Source organism: Nitrospirota bacterium, from assembly GCA_040755395.1.
In the GTDB taxonomy this organism is placed as follows: domain Bacteria; phylum Nitrospirota; class Nitrospiria; order Nitrospirales; family Nitrospiraceae; genus DATLZU01.
This window is the reverse complement of sequence record JBFMAX010000003.1, coordinates 102,896-120,385: the sequence shown is the minus strand read 5'-3', so window position 1 is coordinate 120,385 and position 17,490 is coordinate 102,896. Positions and strand designations below refer to the sequence as shown.

Annotated in this window: 15 protein-coding genes and 1 pseudogene; all 16 read left to right on the top strand. The window is 65.2% G+C overall.

Going from position 1 to position 17,490, the window contains the following annotated elements; all coding sequences use genetic code 11:
• Positions 1–64 precede the first annotated feature (64 nt).
• The 16 genes and pseudogenes from AB1555_06820 to nhaA all read left to right on the top strand — a co-directional run bounded on the left by AB1555_06820 (position 65) and on the right by nhaA (position 17,451).
• On the top strand, positions 65–211 hold the full coding sequence (locus tag AB1555_06820; GenBank protein MEW6246406.1) for a hypothetical protein: 147 nt from the start codon (positions 65–67) through the stop codon (positions 209–211).
• A 139-nt stretch (positions 212–350) separates the two neighbouring features.
• Positions 351–587 (top strand): annotated as a pseudogene (locus AB1555_06815) (cation-transporting P-type ATPase).
• 288 nt (positions 588–875) lie between these two features.
• Positions 876–2,000 (top strand): site-2 protease family protein, encoded by a 1,125-nt coding sequence (locus AB1555_06810; GenBank protein ID MEW6246405.1) that lies wholly within the window; start codon positions 876–878, stop codon positions 1,998–2,000.
• A gap of 228 nt (positions 2,001–2,228) precedes the next feature.
• A complete protein-coding gene (locus tag AB1555_06805) occupies positions 2,229–3,437 on the top strand; it encodes a trypsin-like peptidase domain-containing protein (GenBank protein ID MEW6246404.1) in 1,209 nt (402 codons plus the stop codon).
• 554 nt (positions 3,438–3,991) lie between these two features.
• A complete protein-coding gene (locus AB1555_06800) occupies positions 3,992–6,655 on the top strand; it encodes a PAS domain S-box protein (GenBank protein MEW6246403.1) in 2,664 nt (887 codons plus the stop codon).
• Entirely contained in the window at positions 6,652–7,332 is a 681-nt protein-coding gene (locus AB1555_06795) for a response regulator transcription factor (GenBank protein ID MEW6246402.1), read from the top strand. Before AB1555_06800 ends, AB1555_06795 begins: the two co-directional genes overlap by 4 nt.
• A 269-nt stretch (positions 7,333–7,601) precedes the next feature.
• Positions 7,602–7,817: a hypothetical protein gene (locus AB1555_06790; protein MEW6246401.1), complete on the top strand. Its 216-nt coding sequence runs from the start codon at positions 7,602–7,604 to the stop codon at positions 7,815–7,817.
• Positions 7,818–7,894: 77 nt separating this feature from the next.
• On the top strand, positions 7,895–8,098 hold the full coding sequence (locus tag AB1555_06785) for a DUF2934 domain-containing protein (GenBank protein ID MEW6246400.1): 204 nt from the start codon (positions 7,895–7,897) through the stop codon (positions 8,096–8,098).
• Between the two features lie 60 nt (positions 8,099–8,158).
• Positions 8,159–8,458, top strand: a complete 300-nt coding sequence (locus AB1555_06780; GenBank protein ID MEW6246399.1) for a coiled coil domain-containing protein — start codon at positions 8,159–8,161, stop codon at positions 8,456–8,458.
• Between the two features lie 102 nt (positions 8,459–8,560).
• Positions 8,561–9,964 (top strand): glucose-6-phosphate dehydrogenase, encoded by a 1,404-nt coding sequence (locus tag AB1555_06775; protein ID MEW6246398.1) that lies wholly within the window; start codon positions 8,561–8,563, stop codon positions 9,962–9,964.
• 48 nt (positions 9,965–10,012) lie between these two features.
• On the top strand, positions 10,013–11,833 hold the full coding sequence (locus AB1555_06770) for a glycoside hydrolase family 15 protein (GenBank protein MEW6246397.1): 1,821 nt from the start codon (positions 10,013–10,015) through the stop codon (positions 11,831–11,833).
• A 1-nt stretch (position 11,834) separates the two neighbouring features.
• On the top strand, positions 11,835–12,506 hold the full coding sequence (locus AB1555_06765) for a cyclase family protein (GenBank protein MEW6246396.1): 672 nt from the start codon (positions 11,835–11,837) through the stop codon (positions 12,504–12,506).
• Positions 12,507–12,576: 70 nt separating this feature from the next.
• A complete protein-coding gene (locus AB1555_06760; protein ID MEW6246395.1) occupies positions 12,577–12,918 on the top strand; it encodes a hypothetical protein in 342 nt (113 codons plus the stop codon).
• Between the two features lie 35 nt (positions 12,919–12,953).
• Entirely contained in the window at positions 12,954–13,106 is a 153-nt protein-coding gene (locus AB1555_06755) for a hypothetical protein (GenBank protein MEW6246394.1), read from the top strand.
• A 12-nt stretch (positions 13,107–13,118) separates the two neighbouring features.
• On the top strand, positions 13,119–15,815 hold the full coding sequence (locus tag AB1555_06750; GenBank protein MEW6246393.1) for a glucosidase: 2,697 nt from the start codon (positions 13,119–13,121) through the stop codon (positions 15,813–15,815).
• Between the two features lie 250 nt (positions 15,816–16,065).
• Complete coding sequence (nhaA, locus tag AB1555_06745; protein MEW6246392.1) at positions 16,066–17,451, top strand: Na+/H+ antiporter NhaA; 1,386 nt, start codon at positions 16,066–16,068, stop codon at positions 17,449–17,451.
• The last annotated feature ends 39 nt before the right edge of the window (positions 17,452–17,490 follow it).

The following is a 17,490-nucleotide window of genomic DNA, read 5'->3' as shown; positions in this document are numbered from 1 at the left end:
CCGCTGTCTGTTTTCAGGGCTGCAACCGCCGCCGGCCCTCTTGCATAAACCGTACGCATCAGCTATGCGGAAAGGACGCAATTTCCTGTCACAAGGTTGCCCGACCCGTCTCTCTTTTCGTCTCGAGACCGCTTTCGTGCCGAACGAGATCAAGGAAGGGTACCGGATCTTCGGCGAGCGTCTCGACAGAGTGTTGAAGGTCGCGATCTAGCCGTAATGTCGAACGCGATCACATTCACGTTCACGGACCGGGCCTCCGTCGTGCAACTCCGCGCGATCCTCGACGCGCGCCGGCAGCCGACGGCGGCTGATTCCCCGGAAGAACGCCGAACCGGGAGATTCTCTTCCTGATGTCGGAACGTCCGACCGTCGCACCACGAACCGTACCGACCCGGGCTGTTCCGGATACCGCGCTGCATCATCTGCCCGCGCATGAAGTCCTGCTGCTGCTGGAGACCGATCGGGGGCGTGGTCTCACCGCCGACGAAGCCGCAAAACGGTTGGAACGCTTCGGCCCGAACGCGCTGCCTTCCTTCAGACGTCACGGCCCGCTGATCCGGTTTCTCCTCCAGTTCCACCATCCGCTGAATCTCGGTCCGTCACGCCGATTCGAGAAGCCGGCCTCTTCGCGATTTGTCACTTGCTGTGTAGACAATGCCCCCTCACCTTCCCCTCTCCCCCCGGGACCCGTTGCTCCAGAACCCATCGCTCTTCGCGAATGCTGGGTGCTCGGCAACGGGTGTTGGGGAGAGGATAAAGGGGCCTCGGATGAGGCATTATCATGATGCGTGGGTGAGCCAAGGGCTCATGGGGACTGCTTGCTATTCGCTATCAGCTATCCGCTACTTGCTGCTCGCTTTTGAGGAGTGCGGTCCATGATCGGACAATCCCTGCGTCTCAGCACGGTCCGCGGCATTCAGGTCGGCGTCCACTACTCCTGGTTCATCCTCTTCCTGCTCATCACCTTCTCCCTGGTGGCGCGGTTCGCGGGGCAGCACCCGCGCTGGACGCTGGCCGAACACTACGTCATGGCCTTCCTGACCAGCCTGCTGTTTTTCGTCTCGATCCTCCTGCATGAGTTGGCCCATAGTTTCGTCGCACTCGCCAAAGGGATCCCGGTCCGCGCCATCACGCTCTTCGTCTTCGGCGGCGTCGCCCAGATCGGTCGCGAGCCGGACCGGCCGGCCGTCGAATTCCAGATCGCGATCGCCGGGCCGATCGCCAGCTTCGTCCTGGCCTTCGCGTTCGGAGGGCTCGCCGCCGCGACGGAAGACCGGTTCGAGCACTTCGCGGCCCTGGCCGACTGGCTGGCGACGATCAACTTGGCCTTGGCGGTGTTCAACTTGATCCCGGGGTTTCCGCTCGACGGCGGGCGCATCTTCCGCGCCGCGGTCTGGCAGGTCACCGGCAGCTTGACGAAGGCGACGCGGATCGCGGCCCGTTCGGGCCAACTATTCGCCTACGCCTTCATGTTCGGAGGCATCGCCATCGGCTTCACGGCCAATTGGTTCAGCGGATTGTGGCTGGCCTTTATCGGCTGGTTCCTGCTCAATGCGGCGCAGGAGAGCGTCCTCCAAGCCAGTATCCGGTCCGTGCTCACCGGGCTGGTGGCCGAAGAGGTCATGGCGCGTGACTGCCGGACGATCGACAAACGGATGACTCTCGCCGAGTTGGTGGATGAGCATATCCTGCGGACCGGTCAGCGGTGCTTCGTGGTCTCCTCGGACGGACGGATCGACGGGTTGGTGACGCTCCATCAGGTGAAAGCAATCCCCCGCGACCGGTGGGGGACGACGCCGGTGGAACAGGCGATGACCCCTCTCGCCGACCTGACGGTCGTCCTGCCCGACACGCCCATCTGGGAAGTCTTGCAGACGATGGAGAGCCGGGATATCGCACAGGTCCCGGTGATCGAGTCCGGGCGCTTTCTGGGCATGATCACCCGAGACCATCTCTTGCGGGTGCTTTCGGCCAAAATGGAACTCGCCTCCCCGTCGTGATCATGGCACACCCGCAGCATCGGCGTTCGATCGTTCCCCGTTGGTTCATCATTTCCGCTCTGTTGATCGCGGCCGTTCCCGCCATCACGGTCGCGTCAACCTCCTCTCTCCTTCGCGCTGTATCCTTGCATCTGCGAGGCGCGCCGGTCGCGCGACTCTCGCGTGTCTTGCGCCCGATCACGCGCTTGTGTCGAGGGGGCGAATTAGGGCAGACTGGACCGGCACGAGATGGAAGCACGTCGGCGCGCGATGCGACACGGATTGGAACACAGACTCGACATCGGCCCCGGCCGGCCCTGCAAGGCGGCGCTCTGTGCCATCGCGTCGGTCGTCGCCTGCGCGGTCGGCGGCGCGGCCGCCTTCGAAGGGTTCGAAGAGGACATGGTCCGGATCTACGAACAGCTCGTCCCGGCGACCGTGTCTCTTTCCTCCGCCTACGCGTCGCACGGGCAGCGCGGGGCGGCGCTGCCCGACGGCGTGGGATCGGGATTCATCCTCGATGAAACCGGGCTGATCGTGACCAATGCGCACGTGGTGGAGGGCGCCCACGCCGTGATGGCCACCCTTCACGACGGGCGGCGCGTGCGGGCCGAACTCGTCGGGAGCGATCCGTTGACGGACATCGCGCTGCTGCGTCTGGTCGACGTCAAGGGTCCGTTCAGCGCGGTGCGGATGGGAGACTCCAGCGCGCTGCGGGTCGGTCAGCGGACGCTGGTCATCGGCAACCCGCTGGGCCTCGGCTCCACGCTCACCAGCGGGATCATCAGCCGGATCGGAGGCGCGCCTGCCGGCCTGGCCGCGGGCGAGCCGCAGGTGCTGCAAACCACGGCGCCGATCAACCCGGGAAACAGCGGCGGACCGCTGGTGGACTCCGAAGGCCGGGTGATCGGCGTCGCCACCGCCATGATCGAAGGCGCCCAAAACATCGGGTTTGCCATCCCCATCAACACGGTCGTTCATGTAGTGTCCGAGCTGAAGGAGAAGGGCCGCGTGGTCCGGCCGTGGCTGGGCGTCGGCGGGAAGTTTGTGACCGACGAGTTGATCGGGCTGTTCGCCCTGCCGCTGACGCCGGGACTGCTGGTGGAAGCCGTGGACCCGGGCAGTCCGGCGATGGAGATCGGCCTGCGCGCCGGGGACCTGGACGTCGTCGTCGAAGGGCAGTCGTGGACGCTGGGCGGCGACATCATCACGGCCGTCCAGGGAACCCGATTGCGATCGCCTCAGGACCTCCTGCAGGCCATTGCCCAATTTCGGGTCGGCCAGAAAATCAAGATCGAATACCAGCGCGACAAGAAGACGTATCGCCGCGAAGTGACGCTCCGCGAGCGGCCCCGCCTGCCTCCGAACGGCCGCGGCACCCAGCCGGGCCGCATGACCGGGGAGCACCCGTCGCACCCCCTGCCGTCGCCGAACGCCGGCGCTCCTCCGTCGTTTTGAGTGCTTCACAAACAGGAAGTAGCGAGCAGCCAATGGCTCTGAGCTATTCGCGATCGGCTGTTGGCTATTTTCAGAGCGGTCTTCATGAGCCCGTGGCTCACCCTGCAGGATGAACATCATGAGCGGGCAAGAGGCAAGGGGCTCGGGGCAAGGGGGGAAGAGACTCCGCTTCTAGCCCCGGGCCTCCAGCCTCGCGCCTATTTTCCACACAGTCACCATGAGCGTTCGGCTCACCCCGCATCATGAAAATGCGGGTGGCGTCAACCTGGGCGCCCGTCCGCGCGCAGCGGGGTCCCCACACCGGGCGGGGTGCGAGCCTGCACCCGTTGCAAACGGAGAGGAGCAACGGGTACCCGGCTGGTTGGCGACAGGACCCGCATTTTCTACACAGACAAGGACGACCTTGACCGAGGCGCCGCTGCGGATTTAGCATGATCGCCACCCTTCCGTCCCGTATCATTAACGGACAGCCAAGTTCGCACACCGGTCTTTCAATGAAGCCGCACGAAGTCGCCGGGGACCCGGTCAGGCGCCTGAACACGAAGGACGCGCTTGTGGGTTCGTGTGTCCTGGCGCTGGCCGCCGGCATCTTCTTCGCGGATCTGTGGACGCCGCCGAGCATCATCGCGGCCGTGCTGTACGCAGGGCTCGTGTTTCTTTCCCTGTCGGCGTCTCATCGCGCCATCCCCATAGCGACAGCGGCCGGATGCACGGCCCTCACCGTCCTGGCATTCTTCTTGTCTTCCCGGAGCGCGGAGCCCGAAATCGATCTGGTCAACCGAGGGATCGCCGTCGTCGTGCTCTGGGCGACCTTGTGGCTCGGCCTGAGGGAACAGCAATCCGCCGAGCGGCTTCGCACAAAGGAGCGCGACCTCAGCGACTTCATCGAGCACGCCGCCGTCGGCATGCATTGGGTGGGGCCGGACGGCCGCATCCTTTGGGTGAATCAGGCGGAGGCCGATCTGCTCGGCTATACGCCCGACGACATGATCGGACGCCATATCTCGGAATTCCACGCGGACCGGGCCGCCATCGACGACATTCTGGAGAGGCTCTCGCGCGGCGAGACGCTGCGCAACTACGAAGCCAGACTGCGCGGCAAGGACGGCTCGATCAAGTACGTGCTGATCGATTCCAACGTCCGTTGGGAAAACGGCGCTTTCTCCCACGCGCGCTGTTTCACGCGGGATATCACGGAGGGGAAACAAGCCGAACAGGCGCTCGTTTCGAAAGCGTTGGACGCCCTGGAAGCGGAGTCCGTCGAGCGCAAACGGGCGGAAGAGCGGCGCCGGGTGAGTGAGGCGCGATTCCGGCTGATCGCGCAGGCCACGCATGACGCCGTCTGGGACTGGGATCTCAACACGAACGAGGTGTGGTGGGGCGACGGGCTGCACAGATTGTTCGGGCACCGGGCGGACCATGTCGATCCCAAGCTCGACTGGTGGATCGATCGCGTGCATCCGGAGGACCGGGACGCCGTCCTCGCCGGCGTCTTCGCGTCGCTCGAACGAAAAGAATCCTCATGGTTCGGCGAGTACCGATTCCAACGGGCCGACGGATCCTACGCGCACGTGCTGGACCGGGCCCGCGTCATCTTCGACGAGCACGGCGCCCCGGTCCGGATGATCGGCGCTATAACCGACATCACCCTGTGGAAACAGATGGAGCGACACCTGCGGGAAAGCGAGGACCAGCACCGGCGCCTGTTCGAGCACAGCCCCTATCCGATGTGGGTCGTGGACCTGGACACCCTGGAGTTTCTCGCCGTCAACGACGCGGCGGTCCGCCACTACGGCTACTCCCGCGAAGAATTCCTGCGCATGACGGTCAAGGACATCCGGCCGCCTGAAGACATTCCGCTGTTCCTCGGAGTCCTGTCCGCCAACCGTGACATTCCCTCCGGAACCAACATCGGCGTGTGGCGCCACCGGAAAAAAGACGGCACGCTCATCGACGTGGAAATCTCCTATCACAACACCGTGTTTGCGGGCAGGCCGGCGCGCTTGACGCTGGTCAACGATGTCACCGAGCGGAGGCGGGCCGAGGACACGACGCGGGCGTTTCTCCGAATCAGCGAAAAGCTCAGCGCCACGCTGGACGTGGACCGCCTGATGGATGCGTTGGTCGTGGAAGCGATCGCCCTGGTGAACGCGGAAGGCGGGTGCGCCGGCCTCCGCACTCCCGAAGGGATGGAGTGCCGCAGGTATTTCCATCGGGGCGAAGCCTTCCCGCTCGAATACCGCTGGCCTGCAGGGCGCGGTCTGCCGGGCTGGGTGTTAAAGCACAAGGTTCCCTACGTGACGAACGATGCGGCGACGGATCCTCAGATCATCCCCGAATTGCGGAAGAGACTCGGCGTCAAGTCGGCCGTCAGCGTCCCGATCCTGGACGCCAAGGAGGAGGTCATCGGATTTTTCAACATCCATAATAGGCGTGACGGCTCGGAGTTCACACTCTCCGATCAGGCCAAGCTCGTGGCCGTCGCGCAGGCCGCCTCGGTCGCCGTACAGAACGCCTTGGCCTACCAAAAACTCCAACAGGCGGACCTCATTCAGACCCACCTGCTGAACCGGATCATCTCCGTGCAGGAAGACGAGCGGCGGCGGATCGCCCGCGAGTTGCACGACGAGACGGCCCAGTCGCTGACGTCGCTGCTGGTCGGCCTCCGCGCCCTGGAAGACGCGGAGACCCTTGAATCCGTGCAGGCCAAGGCCGGCGACCTGCGCCGGCTCACATCGCACACGTTGGCCGAAATCCAGCGGTTGGCGCGCGGCCTCCGCCCGCTCGCGCTCGACGATCTCGGCCTGGAAGAAGCGGTGCGACGCCATGCCGACGAGTACGCGGCGGCCTATGGCATTACGGTGGATGTGCACGTGAGCGGGATCAACGGCCGGCGGCTTCCGTCGCCGGTGGAGACGGCGCTCTATCGCATCACGCAGGAGGCGCTGACCAACGCCGCCAAGCATGCGGCCCCGAACACGATCAGCGTCGTCGTCCGGCGTGAACCGTCGCTGGTCAGACTGGTCGTCGAAGACGACGGACGCGGCTTCAACACCGGACGCTTGCTGAACAAGACGGAAACCTTCCGGCACCTGGGATTGCACGGCATGCGTGAACGGGCGGCGCTGCTCGGGGGGAGCGTGTCGATCGAATCCGCGCCGGGGAAAGGGACGACCGTCTCCGTCACGATCCCCCTTCCGGAGGAATCGGCCGCATGAAGATCAGAGTCTTCATCGCCGACGACCACGCGGTGCTCCGAAGCGGCTTGCGCCTGCTCCTCAACGGGCAGCCGGATATGGAAGTGGTGGGCGAAGCGGCCGACGGTCAGGAAGCGGAGCAACGGATCCCGGCGACGGCGCCGGACGTGGCGCTGATGGATCTCTCGATGCCGTCGCATGACGGCCTCCACGCCATCCGGCAAGTCAGCCGGGCGTCCCCCGCGACGCGCGTGCTGGTGCTCACCATGCACGACGATCCCGGATATCTGCGACTGGCCCTCTCGGCCGGCGCGGCGGGCTACGTGGTGAAAACGGCGGTGGACTCGGAGCTCCTGACGGCGATCCGCACCGTCGCCCAAGGACGGACCTTCGTGGACCTCTCGTGCGACCCCGATCGGATGTTCGCCGATCCGCCTGCGGCGGACCGGAACCGGATGCGCCCGCCGACCGGCCCTCCCGACCAACCGTTGAGCCGGCGTGAGCGGGAGGTGTTGACCCACGTGGCGCGCGGCTTCACCAATCAGGAAATCGCCGAGCAATTGAAGTTGAGCGCCAAGACCGTCGAAACCTATCGCGCCCGCCTCATGGTGAAATTGGGCCTGCGAAGCCGCGCCGATCTCGTCCGCTACGCGCTGGACCACGGCGTCCTGACCCCCGAACGGTCGCTCAAGCCGTAAGCGCGACCATCCCTGTCGGGTTTTTCCCCTCGCGTTGCCCGCCATTTTCAGGAAAATCCCCGCTACCGGCAGTCCGTTCACTTTTGTAGAAAAGAGCGGGGAGCCGGTAGCGAACAGCACGCGCCGTTCAGATCAGACGAGAATGCCCCCTCCCCGAGACCCTCCCCCTTGAAGGGGGAGGGGTTGGGTGAGGGTGACGCTACGGGCTGGTAGCTACCAGCTATTAGCTGCTAGCTACTTGCTGTTTTTCTAGACGAAAGGACGATGCCGTGCAGTGCGCTCGTTGTAGCGGGTTGATGGTTTGGATCGGTCCGTTGGCGAACGAGACCGCTTCGAGTCCGCAGGACGAGAATTCCTGGCGATGCGTGAACTGCGGCGAACTGCTCGATGCGCAGATTCTCGCCAATCGCTCCACGCCGCCGGAGCAACGGGAGGTGTCGCGGAGACGCTGGCGCCTGCCGTTGTCTTCCCGCGTGTCCAGATGAAACGCCCCGAGCCGGGACGTGGAACTTGTCTGCCGCGAAAATTCTGCAGCACGAACCTGATCATGAGGAGACGCATCGTGATCAAAACACGCAGGCCGTCCGGACAACCCGAGACGCAAACCGCCGCCTCTCCTCCCGACTCCGAGCCCGCTTCTCGGACCGACGATCTTTACACCAGGATCGCCCAACGGGCGTATGAACTGTACGAAAGACGCGGCCGTGAGCACGGCCATGACCTCGACGACTGGTTAGCGGCGGAGCGCGAACTGCTGAGCCGGTGACGCCGGAGGATAAGGAATCGATGGGAATTTCATCAACCGTCAGTCAGGTGAGGAAGGGCCATGGGCATGCAGAACACCTATCGCAAGGCCTATCAGGACAAACTCGAAGCGCAGATCAAAGAGTGGGCGGCCAAGATCGAGGTGTTGAAATCCAAAGCGGAGCAGGCCGAAGCCTCGGCCAAGATCGAGTACCACAAGCAGATCGAGGCGATATCCACGAAGTATGAGGCGGCGCACACCAAGCTCCGAGAATTGAAGGAAGCCGGCGAGGACGCCTGGGAGTCGCTGAAGACCGGCGCGGAGAAGGCCTGGGCCGATCTCAAGGAGGCGGTCGAACACGCGACGGCAAAGTTGAAGTAATGCGCCCACAGACAGCTCTGCGCGGGTGGATGACCTGACAGAGTGAGATCGTCCAGGTAAAGGCCAAGACCGAGAGGAGAGGAACGGGCTGAAGAGACGCACATGATCCGTCGATTGGTCATCTTCGGTGCGTCGGGCGATCTCACGTCCCGCTTCTTGGTCCCCGCGCTGGCGCGGCTGCAGCAGGGCGGCATGTTGCCCGACGGCGTTCACGTCCTCGGCCTGGCGCGGGACGACTGGGACACCGAGGCGTTTCGGCGCCGCATCGAGGAGAAGCTGGAATACACCTCTCCGCCGGTCTATCCCTCGTCGCGCAAGGACATCCTGTCCATCCTGGAATACCGGCGGGCGGACGTGACCGACCGCCGGCAGATCGCGAACGCGCTCGGGTCGGTGACGGAACCCTTCGTGGCCTATCTGGCTCTTCCCCCCGCGCTGTTTCGACCGACGGTCGAGGCGCTGGCGGCGCTCGGCCCGCCGAAGGGCGGCAAGATCGTCCTGGAGAAGCCGTTCGGGCAGAACCTCGAGAGCGCCCAAGCCTTGAACCGCTTGCTGCATGAGTCGTTTCCCGAGGAAGCCGTCTTCCGGCTCGACCATTTCCTGGGCAAACAGACGGTGCAGAACATTCTTGGGCTGCGGTTCGCCAATCGGATCTTCGAGCCCCTGTGGAACTCCCAGCACGTCGAACGGATCGACATCGTCTGGGACGAGACCCTCACGGCGGCGGGCCGGGCGTCGTTCTACGACGGCACCGGGGCCTTGCGCGACATGGTGCAGAACCATTTGCTGCAGTTGCTCGCGCTGATCGCCATGGAGCCGCTCCACACGCTCAACGAACGGATCCTGCGCGACCGCAAAGTGGATGTCCTGCAGGCGGTCCGCCGCCTCTCTCCCGACGAAGTCATCCGGCGGACGGTCCGCGGCCGGTACGGCCGCGGGGCGATCGGCGAGCGCGAAATTCTCGCGTATGTCCAGGAAGAAGGCGTCGATCCTCAGCGCGGGACCGAAACCTTCGCCCAGGTGACGTTGATGGTCGACAACTGGCGGTGGGCGGGAGTCCCCTTCACGCTCCGGACGGGAAAGGCCCTCACGCAAGACCGTCGCGAGATCGCCGTTCACTTCAGACCGGTGCCCCATCTGGCTTTCGGGCAAGAGGACGATCCCAGACCGAACGTGTTGCGCTTGGAGCTCGACCCGGACCGCATCACGCTCGGCGTCAACATCAACAGCCCCGGCGATCTCTTCGGGCTGGAACGCGCGGAATTGGACACCGTGTTGCCTTCTCCGAGCCTTCCGGCGTACGGGCGCCTGTTGCTCGATGTGCTCAAGGGCGATCCCCTGCTGTCGATCCGCGACGACGAGGCGGAAGAGTCCTGGCGCATCGTCGAGCCGATCCTCGACGTCTGGGCCGGAGGAGGCGTTCCGCTGCAGGACTATCCGGCCGGATCGGAGGGGCCCGACGTCACCGCCCGAAGGTTTGGCGATCGAGCCGCGGCGAGAAGATAAGCCCTTGCGCCACACCCACAACTGTACAGCCGAGGGAGGATCGTTCGCATGACGCGGTGGTCGCCGCTCGGTCCGATCGACGGGTATCTGCCGATCGAGGATCACGGCCTGATCGGCGACGGGGCGACCGCCGCGCTGGTCGGCCGCGACGGCGCCGTCTCCTGGCTGTGCGTGCCGCGCTTCGACTCCCCGCCTCTGTTTTGTCGCCTCCTCGACGCCGCCCGCGGCGGCGCCTTCACGGTGGCGCCGGAGGGGGTGCGCGAAGCGCGGCAGTCGTACGAACCGGACAGCGCGGTCCTCGTCACGGAGATGCGCACGGCCACGGGCATGCTCAGGGTCACCGACGCGTTTCCGCTGCGATCCGGCGCTGATCTCGCGGAAGACCAGCCGGCGACCAGGCGCGAACTTCTCCGGAGCGCGACCGTGCTCGAGGGACAGGTACGGCTCCGCGTCGAAATCGTCCCCCGCGGCGGCGCGGAGGCCGAACCGCGCGGCGACGGATTGGCGATCCGCTGCAAAGGCCGGTCCGATCTCGGTCTGCATCTCTCCTCGACGGTTCCGCTCAAGGGGCTGCGCACGGTGCACGCGCTGCAGGCCGGCCGGTCCGTCCACCTGCTGTTGCGCTGGACCGGCGCCCATCATCACCACGCCGTCGATTACGACGAGTTGCTCCGGAACACGCACGACACGTGGCGCCGCTGGATGCGGCATGTGGACTACCAGGGCCCCCAGGAGGCGCTCGTGCGCCGCTCGGCCATCACGCTCAAGCTGCTCGATCACTTCGAAAACGGCGCCATCGTCGCCGCGCCGACCTCGTCGTTGCCGGAAGCGATCGGCGGCCCGCGTAACTGGGATTATCGCTACGCCTGGATCCGGGACGCGGCGTTTTCGGTCTATGCGCTGCATCGTATCGGGCTGTCGCAGGAAGCGGCCGGCTTTCTCGGCTGGGTCCTGGACGCGGTGGACCGGGACGGGCGGCCGAAGGTGCTGTACGGCCTGGACGGCAAGGCCCCACCGCCCGAACGGGTGGATGCGGAGTTGGAAGGCTATCGCCGGTCGCGCCCGGTGCGCTGGGGCAACGCGGCGGCGGACCAACGCCAACACGACGTGTACGGCGAAATCATGGATTGCGCGTATCAGTGGGCGGCCCACCACGGCCGGATCGATCCGGCGCTGTGGGAACGGCTGCGGAAACTCGCCGACGCCGCCCGTCGCGAATGGCGGACGCCCGATCACGGCATCTGGGAAGTCCGGACGAACGGACGCCTGTTCACCTACTCCGCCGCGCTCTGCCAGGTGGCGCTGGACCGCGCCGTCCGGCTGGCGGAGCGCTTTCAGCTTCCCGGCGACGTGAAGGAATGGCGCGCCGCGACCGAGGGCATCGGCCGCGTCATTCTGGAGGAGGCGTGGGACAAGAACATCAAGTCCCTCACCGAACATCTGGGCGGAGGCGGACTGGATGCCAGCTTGCTGACGCTGCCGCTGCGCCGGGTCGTGCCGGCGGATCATCCGAAGATGGTCGCGACCACGGCCGCGATCGCCGAACGTCTGGGGGCCGGTCACGGACTGCTGTACCGCTACCTGCCCGAGGTCTCGCCCGACGGCCTGGCGGGCCATGAGGGCGCGTTTCTCCTCTGCAGTTTCTGGCTGGTGGACAATCTGGCCAAGCAAGGGCGGCTCGATGACGCGATGGACCTCTACGATTCGCTCTGCGCCAGGGCCAACGGGTTGGGGTTGCTGCCGGAAGAAATCGATCCGGCGACCGGAGCGTTTCTCGGCAACTATCCGCAGGCCTTCAGCCACATCGGGGTGATCGCCAGCGGAGTTAACTTGGCCCGGTTGCTGAAGAAAGCCGGAAGGACCGCGTGAAATGGCGTCGGCGTGGATCGACGTGTCGGTGGCGTTTCGGACGGGCATGGCGCATTGGCCCGATAATCCGCCGGTCCGGATCGCGCGCATCCTGGACATAAAACAGGGGGACGAGTGCACGCTCTCGATGATCTTAATGGGGGCCCATAGCGGCACGCACATGGACGCGCCGGTTCATTTCCTCCGCGGCGGGAAAGGATTGGACGAGATGCCGCTGTCGGCCGTGATCGGGCCGGCCCGCGTCATCGCCATCCGCGATCCCGAGTGCATCACCGTGGAGGAATTGTGCCCGCACCGGATTCGTCGCGGCGAGCGCATCCTGTTCAAGACACGCAATTCCGCCCGAGTCTGGAAGACGGACGCCTTCACCAAGGAGTTCGTGTATCTGTCCACGGAAGCCGGCGAGTTCCTCGCCGCGCGCCGGGTGCGGACCGTCGGCGTCGATTACTTGTCCGTCGGCGGCTACGAGAAGAACGGGCCCGAGGTGCACCGTGCGCTGTTGAAGGCCGGCGTCTGGATCATCGAGGGGTTGGACCTGTCGCGCGTCCGTCCGGGCGAGTACGACTTGATCTGTCTGCCGATCAAAATCGCCCAAAGCGACGGCGCGCCGGCCCGGGCGGTGCTGCGCCGGATCCCGGGGGAAAAGCAACACCCCCCTGACTTCCACCTCTAGCGCGCTAGAGGGAAAGAGTACGAAACTTCCCTCTCCCCGGAGGGAGAGGGTTAGGGTGAGGGGGTGCTTCATGCAAAGAGAGACCTTTCAGGAAGCGGCGAAACGCATGAATAACGGGGCGATGGTCGGGGGAAAGGAGGTAGCCATGAGCAGCGTGTATCGAGGTTTCACGGTTCTTTTGGCGTCTGCGGTGCTGTGCGTCGGAATTGGGTGCAAACAGGAAGGGCCGGCGGAGAAAGCCGGCAAGAAGGTCGATGAAGCGGTCGAGAAGGCCGGGCAGACGATGCAGGAAGGCAAGGAGAAGGTGGAGGCGGCGGCGGAGAAAGCGGCCGAAAAGGCACAAGAAGGAGCGGAGCAGGTCAAGGAGACGGCGCAGGAAGCCGTCGAGAAGGCCAAGGAGGCGACGAAATAAATCTCCCTCGTAAAATCCGCGGAAGGAGGACACTCATGGGCAGCCTTATGGATAAAGCCGGCAAGAAAGCCAAAGCCCTGAAGCGCAAGGCTACGAAGAAGGTCAAGAAGACCGCCCGGAAAGCCCGCAAGACGATCACCAAGCGGGCGCAAAAAGCGGTCGCGCGGGCCAGGAGCGCGATGAAGTAGAGCGGGGAGCACATGGCCAAACCGAAATCGCGCGGCGCCGAGTGGAAGCGTCTCGCCGAGGACGCGGAGCGAACACGCTACTGGACACGGTGGGGACCCTATCTCTCGGAACGGCAGTGGGGGACCGTGCGGGAGGACTACTCGGCCGACGGGACCTGTTGGGACTATTTTCCCCACGACCATGCACGCAGCCGCGCGTACCGCTGGGGCGAAGACGGCCTGCTCGGCGTCTGCGACCGGCGTTGCCGATTGTGCTTCGCGCTCGCCCTCTGGAACGGACGCGACCCGATTCTCAAAGAGCGGCTGTTCGGCTTGTCCGGCCCGGAAGGCAATCACGGAGAGGACGTGAAGGAATGCTATTTCTATCTCGACTCGACCCCGACGCATTCCTACATGAAGGCCCTCTACAAGTATCCTCACGCGGAATTTCCCTACACGCGTCTGGTCGAGGAGAACCGCCGCCGTGGAAAGGACGAACCCGAGTTCGAGCTGCCGGACACCGGCATCTTCGACGACAACCGCTACTGGGACGTGTTCGCGGAGTACGCCAAGGCCTCGCCCGACGATCTCCTGATCCGCCTCACGATCGCCAACCGAGGCCCGGAGCCGGCGACGCTCCATCTGCTGCCGACCCTCTGGTTCCGCAATATCTGGGCTTGGGGCCGCTTCGGAGAGGGGTACGGCCCCAAGCCGCAGATCGTCCGCGCGAACGACACGGCGGTCCTGACCGACCACCACGAGCTGGGACGGTTCCGTTTCATCGCCGAATCGGCCGCCGGCCGGCACGGCCCGGAGTTCCTGTTCACCGAGAACGAGACCAACACGGCCCGCTTGTTCGGAACGGCGAATTCTTCGCCGCACGTCAAGGACGCGTTTCACGAGTTTGTCGTTCACAGTCGAACCGGCGCAGTCAATCCGGCCGGCGTCGGGACCAAAGTCGCCGCCCTGTATCGTCTCGATGTGCCGGCGGGACAACAGCAGGTCGTGCGCTTACGGCTTTGCCGAGAGGAAGCCGCGACGGCGTCGCCGTTCGCGCGGGAGTTCGACCGCCTCTTTGACGAGCGGATCCGGGAAGCCGACGAGTTCTACGCCGCCGTGATCCCGCCGGCTCTGTCCGACGAGGAGCGCCGCGTGGCGCGCCAGGCCTACGCCGGCCTCCTGTGGACCAAGCAGTTTTACTTCTATGTCGTCAAAGACTGGCTGGACGGCGATCCGTCCCAGCCTCCCCCGCCCCCCTCGCGGCGCCTGGGCCGGAACAGCGACTGGATGCATCTCTACAACCGCGATGTCATTTCGATGCCGGACAAGTGGGAGTTCCCCTGGTACGCGGTCTGGGACCTGGCCTTCCACATGATCCCGTTCGCGCGGATCGATCCGGAGTTCGCCAAGGTCCAACTCATCTTGTTTTTGCGCGAGTGGTACATGCACCCGAACGGCGAGATGCCGGCCTATGAGTTCGCGTTCGCCGACGCGAACCCGCCCGTCCACGCCTGGGCCTGCTGGCGCGTGTACAAGATCACGGCGCAGCGGGGCAAGCGCGACCGCGTGTTTCTCACCCGGGCGTTCCAGAAGCTGCTCATCAATTTCACCTGGTGGGTCAACCGCAAGGACGTGCGCGGCCGACATCTTTTCTCGGGGGGATTTCTGGGGCTCGACAACATCGGCGTGTTCGACCGCTCCAAGCCGCTCCCCACCGGCGGCCACTTGGAGCAGGCGGACGGCACGGCCTGGATGGCCTTCTACTGTCTCACGATGCTGGCGATGGCCATTGAACTGGCCCAGGAGGACCTGGCGTATGAAGATGTGGCGTCCAAGTTCTTCGAGCACTTCGTGGCGATCGCAGACGCGTTGAACAACCTCGACGGAACCGGCTTGTGGGAGGAAGAAGACGGGTTTTATTACGACCATCTGCATGTGAACGGCGAACCCGTCGCCCTGAAGGTCCGCTCGATCGTCGGGCTGTTGCCGCTGATCGCGGTGGAAGTCCTGGAACGAAATGAACTCGACCGCCTCCCCGGCTTCACCAAACGGATGCGCTGGTTCATCGAGAACCGGCAGGACCTTCACCGCCAAATCTCTTACATGGAGTCGCTGAAAGACGCCTCCCACGATCGGTTGCTGCTGGCCATCCCCTCCCGGGCCCGCCTGGAGCGGGTGTTGAGCTATACACTGGATGAGCATGAGTTCTTGGCGCCCTTCGGCATCCGCTCGCTGTCGCGGGCGCATCTGGAACACCCGTATGTCTTTCAAGCCGAGGGAAACGAGTATCGGGTCGCTTACGTCCCCGGCGAATCCGACAACGACCTGTTCGGCGGGAATTCGAACTGGCGGGGGCCGGTCTGGTTTCCATTGAACTATCTCCTCATCGAAGCGCTCGAGCGTTACCACCATTTCTACGGCGACGGGTTGCTCGTCGACTATCCGACCGGGTCGGGACGGAAGAAGTCCCTTCGAGAGATCGCTCTCCTGCTCGCGGAACGTCTCGCGGCGACCTTTCATCCGGACGATCGGGGCCTGAGCCCATGGCAGGGAGAGGACCGGCGCTTCGCCGATGATCCGCATTGGCGCGCGTTGACGCTGTTCCACGAATACTTCGACGGAGACACGGGACGGGGCTGCGGCGCAAGTCATCAGACCGGCTGGACCGCCCTGGTGATCCGCTGCCTGGAAGACCTTGCTCGAAGCCGACGTCAGAAGGCGAGGGGCTAGGGGCGCGAGGCGAGGGGTAATGGGGTTACGGGGTAAAGGGATAGCGGGGCGCGGGGCACGGGATAGCGGGGTTCGGCACGTCGCGCTTTTCTCGCCTGTCGCGCATGCGAGCTGATAGCTCTCGTCCAACCGGAGGCGACCACGGATCCTTTGGTCTTGCTTGGCGGTGGTCATCGGTTTCATCGGCCTGACGGTGCTGTATCTCAAAAAGAAGAAAGGCCACCGAGGGCCCTGAACCTCTTGCGCAGTCATGTTTCAACGGAACGAAGACGGGACCAGAGAGCCGCTGATCGGGCCGGTCATCGAGCCGTTCCAGAGCTTCATCCACGCGGAGTCGGCGGCCGGCATCCTGCTGCTGATCTCGACGGTCATTGCGCTGGCATGGGCGAACTCGCCCTGGGCGGATGCCTACCCGGCGTTTCGTCGGCTGCCGGTCACGCTCGGAATCGGCGACTTCGCCCTCACGGAGCCGCTGATCCTGTGGATCAACGACGGGCTCATGGCGATGTTCTTCTTCGTCATCGGGCTGGAAATCAAGCGCGAGGTCCTGGTCGGGGAGCTCTCCTCTCTGCGCCAGGCCGCCCTACCCCTCGCCGCCGCGCTGGGGGGGTCGACTCTCCCGGCCCTGATCTACTTCGGCTTCAACGCCGGGACCGAGGGCGCGAGGGGCTGGGGCATCCCGATGGCCACGGACATCGCCTTCTCGCTGGGAATCCTGTCGCTGCTCGGGGCGCGCGTCCCGGTTGCGCTCAAGGTCTTTCTCGTCGCGCTCGCGATCCGGGACGACCTGGCGGCGGTGCTGATCATCGCCTTGTTTTACACGTCCACGATCTCCTGGGCGAGCCTGGCGGTGGGCGCGGCGTTTCTGGTCGGTCTCATCGGCGCGAACCTCCTGGGCATCCGCCATCCGCTGGTCTACGGAATTCTCGGCATCGGCGGGTTGTGGCTAGCGTTCTTCCTGTCCGGCATCCATCCGACAATCGCCGGCGTGCTCGCGGCGCTTACGATCCCGGCGAGGACGAAGCTGTCCGGTGAGGAGTTCGTCGTGCGGGTGCGCGCGCTGCTCGAGAAGTTCCAGAAGGCGACGGACCCGGGCCGTCCCCCGCTGGCGAACCCGGACCGGCAGGCCGTGGCGACACGCCTGCAGCAGGCGGCCCACGAAGTCGGCACCCCGCTGCAGCGTCTGGAGCACGCCCTGCACCCGTGGATCATCGCCGTCGTCCTGCCCGTCTTCGCCCTGGCCAACGCCGGCGTCACGATCGAGGGCGATCCGGCGGCGACCCTGTTGCCTCCGGTGGCGCTCGGCGTGATCGCCGGCCTGCTGATCGGCAAGCCGGTCGGGGTCACGCTGGCTTCTTGGTCGGCGGTGCGCATTGGGGTCGCCGCCCTGCCCGAGGAGATCACATGGCGTCACGTGATCGGCGTGGGATGTCTGGCCGGCATCGGTTTCACGATGTCGCTGTTCATCGACGGGCTCGCGTTCGGCAAGACGCCGCTGGACGCTCCCGCCAAAGTGGGCATCCTGACCGGGTCGGTCCTGGCGGGCGCCGCAGGCTGGTTGATCCTGCGGACTGCGGGTCCGCCGGAGCGGGAGTCGGCCGTACCTCTCCAACCCCTCCTTGGTAAGGAGTGGTGAAGGCGGTCTTTCCCGCGGGGATGTCGAAGCGTCGGAAAG

What these genes read in the sequence shown, in the direction of transcription:
- AB1555_06820 (MEW6246406.1), top strand. Translation starts at nt 65, where the DNA reads ATGCGGAAAGGACGCAATTTCCTGTCACAAGGTTGCCCGACCCGTCTC.
- AB1555_06775 (MEW6246398.1), top strand. Translation starts at nt 8,561, where the DNA reads ATGATCCGTCGATTGGTCATCTTCGGTGCGTCGGGCGATCTCACGTCC.
- AB1555_06760 (MEW6246395.1), top strand. Translation starts at nt 12,577, where the DNA reads ATGCAAAGAGAGACCTTTCAGGAAGCGGCGAAACGCATGAATAACGGG.
- nhaA (MEW6246392.1), top strand. Translation starts at nt 16,066, where the DNA reads ATGTTTCAACGGAACGAAGACGGGACCAGAGAGCCGCTGATCGGGCCG.
- AB1555_06810 (MEW6246405.1), top strand. Translation starts at nt 876, where the DNA reads ATGATCGGACAATCCCTGCGTCTCAGCACGGTCCGCGGCATTCAGGTC.
- AB1555_06795 (MEW6246402.1), top strand. Translation starts at nt 6,652, where the DNA reads ATGAAGATCAGAGTCTTCATCGCCGACGACCACGCGGTGCTCCGAAGC.
- AB1555_06755 (MEW6246394.1), top strand. Translation starts at nt 12,954, where the DNA reads ATGGGCAGCCTTATGGATAAAGCCGGCAAGAAAGCCAAAGCCCTGAAG.
- AB1555_06750 (MEW6246393.1), top strand. Translation starts at nt 13,119, where the DNA reads ATGGCCAAACCGAAATCGCGCGGCGCCGAGTGGAAGCGTCTCGCCGAG.
- AB1555_06765 (MEW6246396.1), top strand. Translation starts at nt 11,835, where the DNA reads ATGGCGTCGGCGTGGATCGACGTGTCGGTGGCGTTTCGGACGGGCATG.
- AB1555_06770 (MEW6246397.1), top strand. Translation starts at nt 10,013, where the DNA reads ATGACGCGGTGGTCGCCGCTCGGTCCGATCGACGGGTATCTGCCGATC.
- AB1555_06780 (MEW6246399.1), top strand. Translation starts at nt 8,159, where the DNA reads ATGGGCATGCAGAACACCTATCGCAAGGCCTATCAGGACAAACTCGAA.
- AB1555_06805 (MEW6246404.1), top strand. Translation starts at nt 2,229, where the DNA reads ATGGAAGCACGTCGGCGCGCGATGCGACACGGATTGGAACACAGACTC.